At 34.2% G+C, this 18445-nt stretch carries 10 protein-coding genes; 6 read left to right on the forward strand and 4 right to left on the reverse strand.

What is annotated here, in order from left to right; genetic code table 11:
- Positions 1-326: 326 nt before the first annotated feature.
- The 3 genes from ACNFIH_RS08060 (at position 327) to ilvA (ending at position 4319) form a co-directional block, all read left to right on the forward strand.
- Entirely contained in the window at positions 327-2303 is a 1977-nt protein-coding gene (locus ACNFIH_RS08060; protein ID WP_426486217.1) for a urocanate hydratase, read from the forward strand.
- A 44-nt stretch (positions 2304-2347) separates the two neighbouring features.
- The gene (locus tag ACNFIH_RS08065) at positions 2348-2893 is read left to right on the forward strand and encodes a DUF4136 domain-containing protein (RefSeq protein ID WP_035651920.1); all 546 of its coding nucleotides are present in this window, start codon (positions 2348-2350) and stop codon (positions 2891-2893) included.
- Between the two features lie 181 nt (positions 2894-3074).
- On the forward strand, positions 3075-4319 hold the full coding sequence (ilvA, locus tag ACNFIH_RS08070; protein WP_426486218.1) for a threonine ammonia-lyase IlvA: 1245 nt from the start codon (positions 3075-3077) through the stop codon (positions 4317-4319).
- 79 nt (positions 4320-4398) lie between these two features.
- On the opposite strand, the gene ACNFIH_RS08075 is transcribed toward ilvA, so the two are convergent.
- Positions 4399-6807, reverse strand: a complete 2409-nt coding sequence (locus ACNFIH_RS08075; protein ID WP_426486219.1) for an RICIN domain-containing protein — start codon at positions 6805-6807, stop codon at positions 4399-4401.
- Between the two features lie 387 nt (positions 6808-7194).
- On the opposite strand from ACNFIH_RS08075, the gene ACNFIH_RS08080 reads away from it, so the two are divergent.
- From ACNFIH_RS08080 to ACNFIH_RS08090, 3 genes are all read left to right on the forward strand, one after another.
- A complete protein-coding gene (locus ACNFIH_RS08080) occupies positions 7195-7605 on the forward strand; it encodes a group III truncated hemoglobin (protein WP_426486220.1) in 411 nt (136 codons plus the stop codon).
- Between the two features lie 103 nt (positions 7606-7708).
- Positions 7709-8152 carry a hypothetical protein gene (locus ACNFIH_RS08085; protein WP_426486221.1) on the forward strand — a complete coding sequence of 148 codons (444 nt, stop codon included), beginning with the start codon at positions 7709-7711 and terminating at the stop codon, positions 8150-8152.
- A 137-nt stretch (positions 8153-8289) separates the two neighbouring features.
- The gene (locus ACNFIH_RS08090; RefSeq protein WP_426486222.1) at positions 8290-10047 is read left to right on the forward strand and encodes an aromatic amino acid hydroxylase; all 1758 of its coding nucleotides are present in this window, start codon (positions 8290-8292) and stop codon (positions 10045-10047) included.
- Between the two features lie 103 nt (positions 10048-10150).
- On the opposite strand, the gene ACNFIH_RS08095 is transcribed toward ACNFIH_RS08090, so the two are convergent.
- The 3 genes from ACNFIH_RS08095 to ACNFIH_RS08105 all read right to left on the reverse strand — a co-directional run bounded on the left by ACNFIH_RS08095 (position 10151) and on the right by ACNFIH_RS08105 (position 18409).
- The gene (locus tag ACNFIH_RS08095) at positions 10151-10786 is read right to left on the reverse strand and encodes a DUF4230 domain-containing protein (protein ID WP_426486223.1); all 636 of its coding nucleotides are present in this window, start codon (positions 10784-10786) and stop codon (positions 10151-10153) included.
- A 221-nt stretch (positions 10787-11007) separates the two neighbouring features.
- Positions 11008-13302, reverse strand: a complete 2295-nt coding sequence (locus tag ACNFIH_RS08100; protein WP_426486224.1) for a BamA/TamA family outer membrane protein — start codon at positions 13300-13302, stop codon at positions 11008-11010.
- Positions 13303-13306: 4 nt separating this feature from the next.
- Positions 13307-18409, reverse strand: coding sequence for a translocation/assembly module TamB domain-containing protein (locus tag ACNFIH_RS08105; protein WP_426486225.1), 5103 nt, complete (start codon positions 18407-18409; stop codon positions 13307-13309).
- Positions 18410-18445 lie beyond the last annotated feature (36 nt).

An 18445-nucleotide genomic window follows, 5' to 3' on the forward strand; every position in this document is an offset into this window, starting at 1 on the left:
AATGTGTCAATCAAATAATTCTAAAATCTAAAATCAACAATCTAAAATATCATATGGATATCCATTCACGAAAATTCAGGATTAAAATCCACAAGTCTTATCATAGGTCGGATATCCGTTATCCTTAGTTTTTTAATTAGAAAATGTGCCAATTTGAAAATTAGATAATTTAAACAAACTCTAAATCTCAAATTCCAATTGCATCAATTAAATGCTGGTCGCATTTGAACCCAGAATTAAAAAAACAAAAAATTAATCTGTTGTTAATCTAACTAAAATACCTTAGCGTCTTAGAACCTTAGCAACTCAGCATCTCTAAAAAAAAAATGACTTTCAAAGAACAAATACAACAAGGAATTCCAAATATATTACCTCAAAAGGCAGCGTATGATCCTGCTATTAATCATGCTCCGAAACGAAAAGAAATTCTTTCGGCAGAAGAAAAAAAACTGGCTCTTAAAAATGCATTGCGTTATTTTGAACCTCAGCATCATGCCGAATTAATTCCTGAATTTTCAGAAGAATTAGAAAAATACGGACGTATTTATATGTATCGTCTTCGTCCGGATTACAGAATGTACGCGAGACCTATTGACGAATATCCAGGAAAATCTTTGCAAGCAAAAGCGATCATGCACATGATTCAAAACAATCTGGATTATGCTGTGGCGCAACATCCGCATGAGTTGATTACTTATGGAGGAAACGGAGCTGTTTTTCAGAATTGGGCACAATATTTATTGACAATGCAATATTTGTCTGAAATGACAGATGAGCAGACTTTAACGATGTACTCAGGTCATCCGATGGGATTATTTCCTTCGCATTCAGAAGCTCCAAGAGTTGTCGTAACAAATGGAATGGTGATTCCAAATTACTCTAAGCCTGACGATTGGGAAAAAATGAATGCTTTGGGCGTTTCACAATACGGACAAATGACCGCCGGAAGTTATATGTACATTGGCCCACAAGGAATTGTACACGGAACTACGATTACGGTTTTGAACGGTTTCAGAAAAACAAAACAAAATCCTGAAGGAAGTTTATTTGTAACTTCTGGATTGGGTGGAATGTCGGGCGCGCAGCCAAAAGCTGGAAATATTGCAGGTTGTATTACGGTCTGCGCCGAAGTAAATCCGAAAATCACTAAAATTCGTCACGAACAGGGATGGATTAATGAAATTGTAACTTCAACTGAAGAATTGGTTGCCAGAGTAGCTTTGGCGAAAGCTAATAAAGAAACGGTTTCAATTGCTTATTTAGGAAATGTAGTTGACGTTTGGGAATGTTTCGATAAAGAAAATATCAAAATTGATTTAGGTTCAGATCAGACTTCGCTTCATAATCCTTGGGCTGGAGGTTATTATCCAGTCGGAATTTCTTTCGAAGAAGCCAATGAAATGATGGCAAATAATCCTGATTTATTTAAAGAAAAAGTTCAGGAATCATTGCGCAGACAAGCGAAAGCAATTAACAAACACACTGCAAAAGGAACTTACTTTTTTGATTACGGAAATGCCTTTTTATTAGAAGCTTCCCGTGCAGGCGCTGATGTTATGGCGGAAAATAAAATTGATTTCAGATATCCAAGCTACGTTCAGGATATTATGGGACCAATGTGTTTTGATTACGGTTTTGGACCTTTCCGTTGGGTTTGTACTTCCGGAAAACCTGAAGATTTGCAAAAAACAGACGCTATTGCTTCACAGATTTTAGAAGAAATGGCAAAAACAGCTCCAAATGAAATTCAGCAACAAATGCAGGATAATATTAAATGGATTAAAGGCGCACAGGAAAACAAACTCGTTGTAGGCTCTCAAGCTAGAATTCTTTATGCCGATGCTGAAGGAAGAATCAAAATTGCTGAAGCATTCAACCAAGCAATTGCAAAAGGTGAAATTGGAGCAGTTGTTTTAGGACGCGATCATCATGACGTTTCGGGAACCGATTCACCTTACAGAGAAACTTCAAATATTTACGATGGATCTCGTTTTACAGCCGATATGGCAATCCATAACGTAATTGGAGACAGCTTTAGAGGAGCAACCTGGGTATCGATTCACAATGGCGGTGGAGTTGGCTGGGGAGAGGTTATAAATGGCGGATTTGGTATGGTTCTTGATGGTTCTAAAGAAGCTTCAAAACGTTTAGCATCAATGCTTTTTTGGGATGTTAACAACGGAATTTCAAGAAGAAGCTGGGCTCGAAATGACGAAGCTATTTTTGCCATAAAAAGAGCCATGCAAGTTGAGCCTTTACTAAAAGTAACTTTACCTAATATTGTTGACGAAAGTCTGCTTTAAACAAAAGTTACTCATAAAACAGAGAACATTAAATTTCTAATAACATGAAAACATTCAAATTAATTCCGATTTTTTTGCTTTTGATACTTGCTGCGTCGTGCGACACGGTTAGTGCTTACTCTGACTACGATAAAACCGTAGATTTTACGCCTTATAAAACTTATGCTTATTTTAAGCCCGGAATTGATAAGGTCGAAATATCTGATTTGGATAAAAAAAGAATTCTTCATGCAATTGACGATCAAATGCAAGCTAAAGGTTTTACCAAAAGCGAAAATCCTGATATCCTAATAAACATTTTTACCAAAGCCAAAGAACAAGTTGATGTAAATCAATTTTACGCTGGATACGGTTATGGATGGGGTTACGGCTGGGGATGGGGATACAGCCCTTACATGTACGGAGGAACATCAGTTTCTAGATACACCGAAGGAACTTTGTTCATTGATTTTATTGATGCTAAAAAGAAAGAAATGATCTGGCAAGGCCAAGGCATTGGTACTTTATACAAAAACATTGATAAAAAAGATGCCCGAATTACTGAATTTGTAACCAAAATTTTAGCACAGTATCCGCCAGTAAAAAAATAATTAATTACTTTTGCTTTTCAATCAGCTAAAAAATGACAAATTTTAATAACATTATTATCGCTATTATCAGCATTATTGCAATTCAGCAGTAATGGCGAGGTGTTATATAAATAAGTAAAATATATTTTATAAAAACCTCCCAAAACGGGAGGTTTTTTATTTTAAGAAAAAAACACATATTATGGATTTATTTAATGAAATACTTAATGCAAAAAAGCAACTTGAAGATGTAGTTGCCGCGACTCCGCTTACGCAAAATTTGAATCTTTCAGACGAATTCAAATCGACGATTTTATTAAAACGAGAAGATTTACAAATTGTTCGTTCGTATAAAATCAGAGGTGCTTACAATAAGATTTCTTCATTAAACGAAAAAGAAAAATCAAACGGAATTGTTTGTGCCAGTGCAGGAAATCATGCTCAGGGCGTTGCTTATTCTTGTAATCTTCTTAAAATAAACGGTAAAATTTATATGCCGAAAACCACTCCGAAACAAAAAGTAAAACAAGTTCAATTATTCGGAAAATCATTTGTTGAAATTGTTTTGACCGGAGATACTTTTGATGATGCTTACGCTTCGGCAACTGCAGATGCCATCAAAAATCACAAAACATTTATTCATCCTTTTGATGATGAAAAAGTAATTGCCGGACAAGGAACAGTTGGCTTGGAAATTCTGGAAAGTTTTAAAGAACCAATCGATTATGTTTTTGTTCCAATTGGCGGTGGCGGATTAGCTTCTGGCCTATCTGAAGTTTTTAAACATTTAAGTCCGAACACAAAAATCATCGGCGTTGAGCCAAAAGGAGCTCCTTCGATGAAAACTTCAATAGAAGAAAATAAAAATACAGCTTTAAAAACAATCGACAAATTTGTTGACGGTGCCGCTGTAAAGCAAGTTGGCGATAAAACTTTTGAAATCTGTCGTTATAATTTAGAAGATATTATTCTGGTTCCCGAAGGAAAAGTTTGTACCACAATTTTGCGATTGTACAATGAAGAAGCCATGGTTGTAGAACCTGCGGGCGCTTTGACAATTGCAGCTTTGGATTTTTATAAAGACAAAATAAAAGGCAAAAATGTAGTTTGCATTGTCAGCGGAAGCAATAACGACATTGAAAGAACTGCAGAAATAAAAGAACGTTCGTTACTTTACGAAGGTCTGATGCATTATTTTATGATTCAGTTTCCACAGCGTCCTGGAGCATTGAAAGAATTCGTAAACAATATTTTAGGTCCAGACGATGATATCACCTATTTTCAATTTGCAAAGAAAAACAGCCGTGAAGTTGGTTCAGTAGTTGTTGGTTTGGAGTTAAAAAACAAAAACGATATTATGCCAATTAAATTAAAAATGACTCAAAACGGCTTTGAATTTCAATATTTGAATGATAATCAGGATTTATTCACGCAATTGATTGGATAAAAATAAAAGGCTGTCTATTAACCGTAGACAGCCTTTAAAATCAAATATAAAATTACTAATTGAATTCTAGATTTGTAATTTATTGTTTCAACACTTTCTTAGAGTACGATCCTGTGTTGTCATTTACCCGCACTACATAAATGCCCTTTGGCAATCTTGAAATTTCAATTTTAGACTGGCGTCCTTCAAAATTTACGCTTTTCTTCAACACATTTTGACCTTCAAGCGAGTATACTTCAACCTCAGCACTTCCTTTATGATTGGTATCAATTTTTAAATAATCATTTGACGAATTAATAAAAATCACCATATCATTTGGATTTTCTTCTTCTGCCGAAACTGTTGGCGCCAAAGCTTTTTTTGCCGTAGATTCTACCTGAACAAATTGCCATTGCTGATTTAGTCCCCCTGTATAATCCCAAACCTGGATATTAGCTCCATTTGCTGTCGAAACATTTTCAACATCAAGAGACTTTCCGGTATTTACATTGGTAATTTTATAATATCCGCCACTAAGGCTTGCAACTGTCCACTTAAATTCATTAGAATTAACAAAAGTTCTTTGCTGTACTTTTAGTCCATTTGCAGTTCCGTTATTTTCAACTGCGAGATACATTCCCGTTGATTTTACAATAATGTAATAATTGCCGCTTCCGTCTGAAACAAATTTCCATCTTTGGTTGCTTCCTCCGCCGCTGGTAACATCGTACTGCTGAATTCTCCCGCCACTTGTTGTAGAATTATCGGCAACATCTAAACCTTTGTTACTGTTTCTTGAAATAATATTATAATACCCCGGAAATCCAGTAGTTGTAGCATTTACAGTAATTGTGCTTGTCGCGGTTTTTGCTCCGTCTACCGTTGTAACTGTAATCGTTGCAGTTCCTGCCGCAACTCCTGTAACTAATCCGCTTGAGTTTACAGTTGCCACCGAAGTGTTACTTGAACTCCAGTTTACGGCTGTATTTGTCGCATTACTTGGCGAAACTGTTGCTGTTAACTGTTGCGTTTGTCCTGCCGTAATTGTTGCAGAAGTTGGATTTACACTAACTCCCGTTACAGCAACCGAACCTCCCGTTCCCCAAGTAAAAGTAACAGCTGAAGACCCAGGAACTGTATAATTAAATGCTGATGATCCGGAAACTACTTTTATAGTATTTGATGATCCGGAAGTATTATAAAGTACTAGAGCAATAGATCCATCAGGGTTTTTAAATCCAACTGATAAAATACTTCCGCTTGTGCTAGAAGAATTAATTCTTACTGCACCCGGTTTCACATATTTAGAAATTTGACCAATAATATAATACGCTACATTTTTAGTATAGCTTGTACTATTATTTACTGTAATCGCTCCTAAACAAGTATTACATCCGCCCGGAGTACGTGGGCCTAAACTTGAATTATTAGCGGCATTCCATTCTAAAACTGTTTTCGACCAGTTGTTTGTACTACCAATAACAACGTTTTGCATGTGCCATCCAAAATCTCCAGCGAAACTTCCTCCAGAACCTGTATATTGTTCAGTAAAATAAACGTTTTTATTAGTCTGCGTTTTTACAGTTGACATAGCAGAGATATTTCCTAAATACAAGTGAAATGCTGCACCATCTACATAACTACTGTTGTTCAAAACATCAATTGGATACGCTGTATTGTCACAATTGTGATCGAAAGCTATAATTTTAACACCGCCATATCCAGCTGCAGCCAATTGAGGTCCAAGTTGTTGATTGATAAAATTCTTTTGCTCTGTAGAATTCATCAGCATACTTGGCTCGTTGTTTGGATTTTCAGGTTCGTTTTGTGGCGTGATGGCCCAAATCGAGATTCCCTGCGCCTGCATAGCCTGAATGTATTTTACAAAATATTTGGCGTAAGCTGCATAATATTGTGTTTGTAAACTTCCGCCAACCCAAGAACCGTTGGTTTTCATCCATCGTGGTGCTGTCCAAGGAGTTGCCAATATTTTAATATTCGGATTGATCAACTGAATCTTTTTGATAATCGGAATCAAATAAGTCAAATCCGGACCGTTTAAACTGAAGTTATTCATATTGGTATCTCCCGAAGTTTCATTATAACTATAAGAAGAGCTGCTCAAATCTGATGCCGCAATACTAATACGAATCACACTTGCGTTTAATCCTGTTGTTGGATTATACAAATCATTCAATAACTGATTTTGCTGTGTTGCTGCCATTCCGCTTATCACTTCGGCGCTACCTTCTGTAAGTGTATAACCAAAACCATCCATTGTTTGATAGGTTGTTCCTGCATTAACTGTAACTGTAGATGGATTTGTTCCTGAGTTTGTTCCGAAACTTACAGTTGCCTGCTGTTGAAGTAATTTTGTCTGATCGCCTGATGTTATAAAAGGCGTAACCGTCTGAGCATTTGTTTTTGTAATACATAAAAGCATTATTATAATGACTTGTGTCATAAAAGCTTTTACCCGATTTGTAGGTTTTTGAGTAGTTTTGTGCATTTTTTTGTGGTTTTTGAGGTTTGTTGATAGTTAAATTTTTCTCATTTTATTATGATTATTTTTATTAAAACGCATCAAAAATATATCAATTTTAACGAAATCGATATAATTGAAACTTTACAAATACACATCATTTGTAAAATTTACCTTAACAAAAACTTATCTAATTAAAATTCAAAACACTGAATATCAAATAATTAATTAAAAATAAAACACAAAAAATCTTACTTTTTATTTTACTACATCTACAATATTTCAAGAACAGGTATTTTACAACCTAAATTTGATTGTTTTTAGCGTTGAAGAACCACTTGTTAAATGACAAATATCATGGATTAGGCAAGAAGTTATATCGTATTTTTGCAATTCATTTTAGAAAGAAAAACAATGAATGCCCTTAAAGATATTTCGACTTTAGAAGATATTAAACAAATGGTGAACAGCTTTTATGACAATGTTAGAAAAGACGATCTCATTGGTCCAATATTTAATGACAAATTACAAGATCGCTGGGAACCTCATTTGCAAAAAATGTACGGTTTTTGGCAAACCATTTTATTTGATGTCCGTGCCTATTCTGGAACTCCGTTTCCTCCTCACAAACAATTACCAGTCGATAAAACTCATTTTGATCGTTGGATCGAAATTTTCAATACTACAATCGATTCCCAATTTGCAGGTCCGTTGACAGAAGAAGCTAAAATGCGCGCTACAAACATGGCTTTTATGTTCAATCATAAAATTGAATATTTCAGAAATGCTGAAAATGAATTGAGAAATTCGAGCAAGAAATCCTAAAAGTAAATTTCAAAATTTAGACGATGTTGTTATTTTTTAAATAAATTTGGTTCAGCACAAACCCTATCTTAACCAAAGTAAAAACCTACTAAAAGTTTTTCGAATGAAAAAAATAATGCTCTTCTTTATAATTTGTTTCTCTTTTTTGAATACAATTCAAGCTCAAACGGCTCCAACATCAAATTTATACAAAGGAACTGTTGACGGAAAAACACCAATAACAGTTTACATCAAAACAGAAGAAAATCCATGCACAGCTGATTTAATGTACACTTCGATGTACCGTTACAACAAATCCAAAAACTGGATTCAACTGAATATTACTCAAAACAGAAAAGCTGAAAATGAATTTATCATGGTAGAACATGGTTTCAGCGGCGTATTAATTTTGAAGAAAATCGAAAATACTTTTTCAGGATTATGGATAAGTCCCGACACTAAAAAACAATTAAAAGTTGAATTGAAAGAAGTTTCGATGACAAAAAAAGAGTTGGCTGACTTTGAAAAAACAATGGAAAAAGTCAATTACGAGAATAACGACTGTTAAAATCCATTTTCTTGCTAAGCTCTAAAAAACTATAAAAACGCAATAAAACCCACTTTCGAATAAAAATTTTGTGATGAATATCAAAAATTAGTAGTCTAAATTCGTAATTTTACATTCTAATCTACAACGTTTTCGAAATGAATGCATCTATAGAAACAAATCCATTATTAGAGCGATTGCCTAAACATTTAAAGCAATTTATTAAACCTCAGGATTATAGCGATTACACACCTATTAATCAAGCGGTTTGGCGCTATGTAATGCGTAAAAATGTAGATTATCTTTCAAAAGTTGCACATCACTCCTATTTAGAGGGATTGAAGAAAACCGGAATCGAAATTGATTCTATTCCGAGTATGTACGGAATGAACCGTATTCTGACAGAAATTGGATGGGCTGCGGTTGCCGTTGACGGATTTATTCCGCCAAATGCTTTTATGGAATTTCAGGCTTATAATGTTTTGGTTATTGCTTCAGATATCCGACAATTAGAACATATTGAATATACACCAGCTCCGGATATTATTCACGAAGGTGCCGGCCACGCTCCTATTATTGCTAATCCTGAATATGCTGAATATTTAAGACGTTTTGGCGAAATTGGATGCAAAGCAATTTCTTCTCATAAAGATTATCAAATGTATGAAGCGATTCGTCTGCTTTCGATTTTGAAAGAAGCCGAAGATACTCCACAGGAAAAAATTGACGAAGCTGAAAAAGCTGTCGCCGATTTACAAAACAATATGGGCGAATTGTCTGAAATGGCGCAAATTCGAAATTTACATTGGTGGACAGTTGAATACGGATTAATTGGAACTGTCGAAAATCCAAAAATATACGGCGCCGGATTACTTTCTTCTATTGGTGAAAGTGCCCACTGTATGACGGATAATGTGAAGAAAATCCCTTATGATATTTCGGCAGCAAATCAGAATTTTGATATTACGCAATTACAACCTCAATTATATGTAACCCCAACTTTCTCTTATTTGAGTTTGATTTTGGAAGAATTTGCAAATAAAATGGCTTTACGTACCGGAGGATTATCTGGAATTCAAAAATTGATTCAGTCCAACGCTTTAGGAACAATCGAATTAAGTACTGGTTTACAAATTTCTGGCGTTTTCACGAATGTAATTGAAGAAGAAGGAAAACCGGTTTACATTCAGACCACTGGAAAAACAGCTTTGGCATACCGCGAAAAAGAATTAGTCGGTCACGGAACTTTAACGCATCCACACGGATTTGGAAGTCCGATTGGAAAACTGAAAGGCTTCAATTTAGCAATTGAAGATATGAGTCCGAAGGATTTACAAGCTTACAGTATTGTTGAAAACGAAACCGTAAAACTGGAATTTGAAGGCAATATTATTGTTGAAGGTGAAATTATCACTGGTTCACGAAACTTACACGGCGAAATTATTTTAATCAGTTTTAAAAATTGTACAGTAACTCATGGCGAAACAATTTTGTTTCAGCCTGATTGGGGAAATTACGATATGGCAATTGGTAAAAAAGTGGTGTCTGCTTTTTCCGGTCCAGCCGATGTGAATAGTTTTGACTTAATCAATATTGTTCCGACAACTAAAACGATAAAAGCAAAACATACTAACGAACGCGATGAATTAGAGATTCTATACGCTACTGTTCGAAACATCAGAAACAATAAAGATTCTAAAACTGAATTAAAATCTGTTTTTGAAAAATTAAAAAACAATCATTCAAACGATTGGTTATTATCTGTTGAAATTGCAGAGCTTTTAAAAGATTCTGATGATAAACAATTACTTCAAGAAGTCTTAGTTCACCTTGATCAATTGAAAGAAAAACGTCCTGAAGTGGCGCATTTAATTTCTGGCGGATTGGATTTGATTTTTGATAAGGTAACTGCTTAAAATATAGCACACAGATTATTTTAATCTCGCAAAGACGCAGAGTCGCAAAGTAAACTTATTAAATAAAAACTTTGCGACTCTGCGTCTTTGCGAGATTCTTTTTTTACAACTTTGAATTCAAATCCTGTGTTAACTCCGTTTCTGACTCAATAGTTTTTCCGTTATATTCCAGTTTCCACCCCATTGAATTTGTCATAATCAAGATTTTAGACAATTCGCTTATTAAACGATTTTGGGCATTTGTTTTTAGAGTAGAATTTTCAATTTTCTTTGCCAGATTCGCTTTTACTGATTTATTGATTTTATTGTAATCATCTCCCGTAAACGGATTCAGTTTACTTTGCTCAACATCATAAAACTGAATATCCGGATTGATGGTAATTTCTTCTTTTGGAATATTTAAAATTGTAATCGTTTTGTTTTTTTCATCTATATCATATTTCATTTTATGCAAATCGTAGGCAACGGTCACATTTGCATTTACAACCACAAGCGCTTTCTTCTCAAAAGAAATCATGTCCATGAAATATTTCTGCTGATTTTTATACGTGATAACTTCTGAAAAATGTCCTTCGGTGACAACCAATTTCCCAACATTAAGAATCTGTTGCTGAATTAAATTGGTATTATATTGAATATCAGAATCGTCATCTTTTTTGAATTGGCAATATTTAAAAGCCAGAACAATGAGTAAAACGATAACACTAATACCAATAATTCTTTTGATCAAGTTTTGCATTCCTCTAAAATATTTTAGACCAATTTACTTCTTTTTTTTAGTTTTTTTCGCCACGAATTCACGAATTTTCGCAAATCTCTTTGTCTATTAATTTTTACAATTTCACAAATTAAAATTCGAATAATTCAACTTAAAACATTTCAGAAAATCAAATATAATTTGTGAATTGCTTCGCCTGTTCGCTATCGCTCGAGTCGTGGCGGAAAAGACACGTTAAAAACTTAAAACGGATATCCGATAGCAATATTCAAAATCAGGTTTTCTTTTCGCCAAGGTCCACTTCCAAAATCAATATCTTTAATTACCCATCTTTGGCCGTCTGGCAAATAAGGTTTTCGGAGCGGAAAGGCCAAATCGGTTCTTAGAATAAAGAAAGACACATCAAATCGTAAACCTACACCCGCGCCTACTGCGATTTCTTTCATAAAATCTTTAGAAAATTCGGCACCAGGCTTATTTGGATCGGCGTTGACCAACCAAATATTTCCTGCATCAATAAAGGCCGCTCCTTTTACAATACTAAAAAGCTTCGCTCTGTATTCGGTACTGAATTCTAATTTCAAATCTCCTGATTGATCTGGCAGATAATCATTTGTTGTTGCTGTGTTTACATAACTTCCGGGCCCAATTGATCTTGCTCTAAAAGCTCTGATACTATTTGTTCCTCCAACTACAAATTGTTTGGAGGTTGGCAAAACACTAGAATTCCCATACGGAATTCCGGCTCCAACGATAATTCGGCTGGCTAATTCACTTTCTTTCCCCAATTTTAAATAATGCCTGAAATCTCCCCTAATTTTTGCATATTGGCTAAACGGAACATCAAAAACCTTAATAGTATCGTTTTTTTTGACATTTGCGCTAGTAATTAACCCCGTTACATTTCCAGCCAAATCCAATTCTCCGCTAAAATAAAACGTATTCTTTTTACGCTTCTGCATCGTATTCGTGTATGTATAAGTGTAAGTTGGTCCAAAAATCAATTGTTTCTCTATTACTTTTGCCAAAGATGAATCTGCTTTAATATCATCGCGATATTCCTGTGTTACATGATTCGGACTTACATATGTAATATCCATTACATTCAATTGATGTTCTTTTCGGGCATTTTCTTTCCATAAATAACCAAAAGAAGTTTTAAACGAATTCAAAGCATACAATTGGGTTCTGTTTTGATACTCATAGCGAAGTGTCGCTTTGGTTCTTGGAACATATTCACTCGATCCATCAATATGAAATGGCGTTATAAATCTTGGCCAGGTCAAACTCGTTTCAGTTCCTAATTTATAGATATTCTTGCCTTTATTCACTCCCGCAAGCTGAAAATCGGCACCGCCAAAAACAGAAACCGTCAGCAATTCTGCTCCGCGAAATAAATTTCGATTGTTCCAATTAACATTAATTTCTGTCCCCGTATAACTCGCTGAATTTGTTTTCCCTAAAACCTCAACGCGAATGAATTTCTTTGGCAAAAGCGTTAAATAATAATAGGAATCCAACGCATTTTTTATACTATCTGATGTTCTAAATTCATTTTTCACAAAACTGAAAGTTCCCAGATTTACAAATCGATTTAAAGTTAAATTGTGATCTTTTCTGTTGTATAAATCTCCTTTTTTGAAATAAATTGTTCGGTCAAAAACCCTTGGTTTAAAAGTATTTGCCGTATCGATAATGGTAAAATCTTTGTACTGAACAATATCTTCTGGTTTGTATTTTACACTATCTTTTGAAATAGAGAAATTTGGATAAACAATGATCTTATCAATTTTATAAGCCGTCAACGCTTTTGGTGGCGCATCGTCTTTTATTACCAATCTTATTTTTACTTCGTGATCGCCTTTACTGCTGTCTACTTTGGCCAAAATATAATCGGGGTTAAAATAGTAATAACCTTTTTCTTTTAACCGCGCATCAATTCGTTCTCTTTCGGCTTTTATAACATCCAAATCATACGGATTTCCAACTTTCAATAAACTTCTTCGGCTTGATCTTCCAATGATTCTTGACATTGCCAGTGAATCATCTGGGAAAGTCACGCTTTTGATTATATATTGTTTTTTGGGAACAACAATATATTCAGCCGTAACTCTTTTATTTCGAACGGTCGAATCGGCACTGACACGGGTTTTGAAATACCCTTTGTTTTCGGTAAAATTTCTTAAAACAGAAGCATTATAATCTAAATCGACTTTACTAAAAAGCACAGGTTCCTCGCCCACTTTTGTGCGAAGCCAATATCTAAATCCTTTGTCTTTTTTGGGCTGACCCGCAATATTATAAACCCATAATTTCGGGCGAAGACCTAAAAATTGTTTATTAGGTTTTGGGCGAAGCAAATCTTCAAGCTGGTTTTCTAAAGCTTTTCGGTCTTTCTTTTTAATAATTGAATCTTTCACCTTTACTGAAGCTCCAGTATAAAGCAAATCGCCTTCGGGCAAATATTTAGTATTACTGCATCCAAAAACAAAAAATAAGGACAGCGTAATAAAATATTTTATATATCTGTTTTTCATATTCTTATGTTTTTATATCAGTGCCTTTAATTTGATTATCTTCTTCCTTTTTCTCTTTTTCTTTCGCTTCTTTATCCTTTTGTTTTTGTCGTTCTTTACGCAGTTTTTCTTCTCTAATCATTTCCTTTTCTGCTTCACTGCGATGAAAAAGTTCACGGAATTTATTGTAACTCATCGTAATAATAAAAGCAATCCCGGTCTCGATGACCTGACCTTCAACTGCCACCTGATATTCGTTTTTTCGGTACGCACGAAGCATATAACGACCATCTTTCGTCAGCTGATAATCTAAAGCAACGTCACCTGCAATATTGGTACTTTGTTCATTAGCGCGTTCCTGACCTTCGACTGCAAAACTGCTTCCTACGGTAACTTTCAATCGATCATCTAAAAGCTTTTTAGAAACACCAACATTCAAATCGGTTCTGTTTTCCATCGTTCCTGTCGTGTAATCTTCGGTTGATTCTAAATCAAATTCCAATTGAACACCGCTGATCAATTCACCAGCAAAATCATTTAATTGCTGTGACAAAATCTTACTCACACTTTGTCTCGCCAAAGATTCGGCACTTGTACCGCCACTTTCACTCGCAAACGGATTTTCGCCAATAAATCTGTTTAATAATAAAAGCGCAAAAACTTGTTTGTTCATTTCAGCCGGTTCTTGACGCAACTGCTCCAATTTTGTACGAGACAACTCTACAATATTAGAAGAAACCCCATAATTACCCTCTGGAAGTACAATGTCAAAAGTGATTTCCGGCTTTAACAATTCGCCATTCATTTTTAGATGTGTCTCAAAAGGTATTTTTTGTTTATAAGTGTTTTTTTCTGCCTGAGTTTTATCACCTAACTGATTTCCAAGCAAATCTATAGGTGCCGTTTCTACTTTATAAATTGCCGTAATATTCAAACTTGCCATTGTCGGCTCTCCATTCCAGGTAATCGAACTTCCTTTCTGAATATTAAATTTTCTTCGGATCATGTTGAAATTCATTTCATATGCTCCATCTGTGAATTCATATTTACCCGTTAAAGTTGTTTTTCCCGAAGGATCAATTCCGCCTGTCAACTGCGCTTCACCTTTTAAATTCAGATAATCGCCATTTCCTTTATCGATAATTAAAGTCAATTCTGCTTCTTTATCAATTGAAATATCGACGCTGACATCCATTCCAATTAATTCGGATTGATTCAGCTTTTTCTCCATTTCAGCAGTCTGTCTCAAATATTGATTGTCTTCGTCAACAAATTCTACAATTCCTTCTCTGTCAGCAATCGAAGGATCTGATTGTGGCAAAACGACCGTAAACTTAGTTTCTTTATTGACTTTAATATTTCCGCCAATAACAGGATTTTCAAGCGTTCCTTTAACGTTTAATTTGGTGTCTAAAAACAAATCTCCGTAGAACAAATCATTGTCGGGAGCTTTAGAATGTATCGCTCTGAAATCGTCTGCCACAATTGTTAAACCAAAATTATATTTCTTGAAATCTGGTGACTGAATAGTTCCGTCAACCGATAATTCATTGTCATTTTCATCATGAAGCGTAAACTTATCAAAAGTGATTATGCCGTTATCAAAAGCGATTTTTTCCTGATCAATTTTAAAATAGGAATTCAGCTGTGTAACTCTAAAAGCCGAATCATTAAAATTAAGTTCACCATTAATTTTAGGCGCATCAGTCGTGCCTTGAATTTTAAAATTTCCTGATAAATAACCTGTTCCTTCAGAAATATTATCCATGCTGAAACCCTGAATGCTTTTTATATTCAGTTTGTTTATCGCTACATCAAAATCAAAAGTTCCTGCGTCAATCACATAATCTCCTGAAAGATTTACATCGTTTCCTTCATCGCTCAATTGTACATTTGCAGTGAGAATATTGGCTGTTTTATTATCCACTTTTATTTCTAAATCGCCAACTTTATCGCCTTTAAAAGTAAAATCATCAATTTTTAAATCTGATGTAAAAGTGGGTTTTGTCATTACGTTTTCGACAACCGCATTTCCATTAATCAAACCTTGCATGAGCAATTTGTCTTTTTTGACAATGTTCATGATAGTTTCAATTTTGAAGTTTACAAAATCAACCTGAATTGGTGCATTATTTTGAGTGCCTTGCGATTGAATTTTCAATTCATTCTCGTCATTTTCAAGGAAAAATTTATTGATGTAAAGTTGATTTTTCCCAAATTCAATCGCATTTTCCGGATCGATTTTCCATTTGTCATAATTCAAAACGAAGTTTTCAGCATCAATTTTGAAGATATTTTTAGAATCTTCAGCTTTGAATTCACCACCAACAAAATATTGCTGTTTGTCTTTTGCATCTTTTATTTCGAGTGCATAATCCAGAATATTATTTTCGGCTTTTCCTGATAAACTTGTAAATGGAATTTTCAATGAACCGCTTTCAATTGTCGCAACAGAAATAGCATATTCTAAAGCATTTTCTTTGGCTTCAATATTAATTTTTCCATCAGCAATCGTATTATCTGCGTAAACAATTCTTGGGATTGTTCCTTTTATTTCTAAAGAATCGGTTACATTATTATATTTTCCGGTAATTTTAATTGGCTCTAAACCTGTCAGTTTTGGAATTAATTTAAACAAAATCGGGTCGTTATCAACCGTTAATGTAAAAGCCAATCTTTGTTCATCAGATTCTCCATTTACTTTCGGATTTTTCAAATCAATATATTTTGACAATGATTTTTTTATCGCCGATGTCAAAGTCGTCAATTTGTATTTCCCGTCAACTTCTGCTTTTAAAAACTGAGACGAAATTTTGATATTATTTCGCGTATTATCTGAAAACGCAATGACACGAACCGAATCTAAAACAATTGGTTCCTTGTCCTGCAAAATTTGAATGTTTGAAAGAAACACTTTTCCGTTCAGAAAATCGGGATTGCTGTTGGCGATATCAGCATCGACATTTCCGCGAAGTTTCATTGGTCCGGCGTGAAGATTCAGTTTTTCTAAATCGGCTATATCTAAATTCAATTTTAGTTTTATTGCCGGATATTTCTCTTTTGTATTTCCGCTGGCAACCAAATCAAAATTCAAATTCGGATCTTTCATTCCAGATTTTACTGCGAATGATCCGTTTTCGATATTTCCTTTTAATGCTAGATTTTTGTACGTATATTTATTAAAAACCGCTTTTTGAACCAATCCATCCACTACTGCATTTGCCGTTTTTGGATCTAAACCTGTTCCTTTGACTTTCGCTTTAAGCGTAATTTTTCCGATTGAATCATTTTTGATTAATCTTCCCAAATTGAAATCCAATAAATAAACCGTGGCATCGTATTTCTCTCTTTTTTTGATGCGCTGATCAAATAACGCATCGACTTTTGCATTTCCGAAACTACTGTTTAAAGCCAGATTTGTTTTGAAATTCTGCACCGAGCCTTTAAATTTTCCCTGCAAACTAAGTTGTTGTGGAATTTGAATATTGGTCGGGATTGTTCCTTTTGGCACAAATGTATAAATGTCTTTTGAAGTACTCGAAAGCTTTTTGATATTCAAATCGTAATAGGCTTTTTGAGCATCAGGCAAGCCTTTTATCTTCCCCGAAAGGGAAACTTTTGTGGTTCCGATTCCACTCATTTCAAATAACGGAATATCCAAATCTTTTACTTTTCCGCTCAAACGTGTATTGATTGCTAAAACAGCATTTGGATTAGTTTTAAACGGATTAGTATTTCGTAAATCGGGCGCGAACAACAAAATGTCTTTGAAACCAATTTTTGAATTCTTTACATTAGCTTCAATCGAAAGGTTTACAAGATCTTTTTGAAGTGCTTTTAGCGATTTGTATTCAACTTTAATTTTATCCTGAAGAAGCGTTTGCGGTGTTTTTAAGTATAAATTATTCAGATATGCATTTTTTGGTCCGTAGAAAAAGTCGGTTTTTAAAGCCTGAATATTTAAACCGCTTTTTTCATTTACTGCCAACGATTTAATATTTCCTGAAATCGTATCATTTGCGTAATACAATTTTTCAGCCTGAAAATTGAATTTATTCAAATCCAAATGACTGTAATCTAAACCTTTTGCAATAGGTTTTGACTGCATATCATCAAATTTGAATGCAACATTTTCAATATCAACTTTATTTAGTTTTGCTTTCCAACCCGCTTGTCTTATCGCTGTTGTATCTAAATCTGGCGCATCAATTTGTTTGTCTTTTGCACCTAATCTTAAATTTCCGCTAAGATTTTTAAGTTCGAAAGTATCGAAATCTAAAAGCTGTTTGTTTAAATCAATTTCGTTGAAAGATAAATTTAGATTTCCGAGTTTTATTCCCGAATCTAATTTGGAATCTTTATTATCGTAAGCAACATCAATTTTTGACAAACTGATTTTTCCGAGTTTTAATTTGAAATCTGGTCGCTTGGAGATTGTATCGACTGTTTTTACCGAAACCTCTGCAATTTTCTCTACAACATCTTGATTTAAAACTAATTTAAGTCCATCAAGATCGATGTTCGGAATATCGAAATTCATTTTATCCAAATCAAATTCCTTGAATTTAGTATCAAAATGAGTCAGCTTTACGCGAATATCATTTTTAGAGAAATCATCTTTAAAATTGAATTTGATATTATCTAAATTGACTTTTACAACTGAAATTTTAAAAGGTTTTGCATTTGGATCTTCAACTTTTGGTTCTTTTGATTCGAATGCTTTTATAATGTAATCAAAATTGAAAACGCCGTCTTTGTTTCGGGAAATGTTAGCTGTCATATTTTCTAAGGAAACCGAATTGATTTCGAGTTCACTGCTAACCAGTTTAAAAAGATCAACATCGAGTTCTAAACGCTTTCCTGCTAAAAGTGTATCCTTTTTTTGATCTTCAAAATAAAAACCTTCAAGTACTACATCTTTTGGGAATTTGATCGAAATATGATCTAAAGAAACTTTGGTTTTAATTTTTTTATGAAGGTAAGAAACCGCTTTGTCCTTAACAAAATTCTGAACTGAAGGAACCTGAATCAAAATGATTAAAAGCAATAAAAGTGCAACTATTGAAGTCATGCACCAAAGCAGTACACGAAGTGTTTTTTTTAGAAAATGAATTGATTTCTTATTCATACGTCAGCAAAACACGATTAGATTAAAGTTGCAGTT

The sequence above is a fragment of the Flavobacterium sp. 2 genome (assembly GCF_049949195.1).
Lineage (GTDB): Bacteria > Bacteroidota > Bacteroidia > Flavobacteriales > Flavobacteriaceae > Flavobacterium.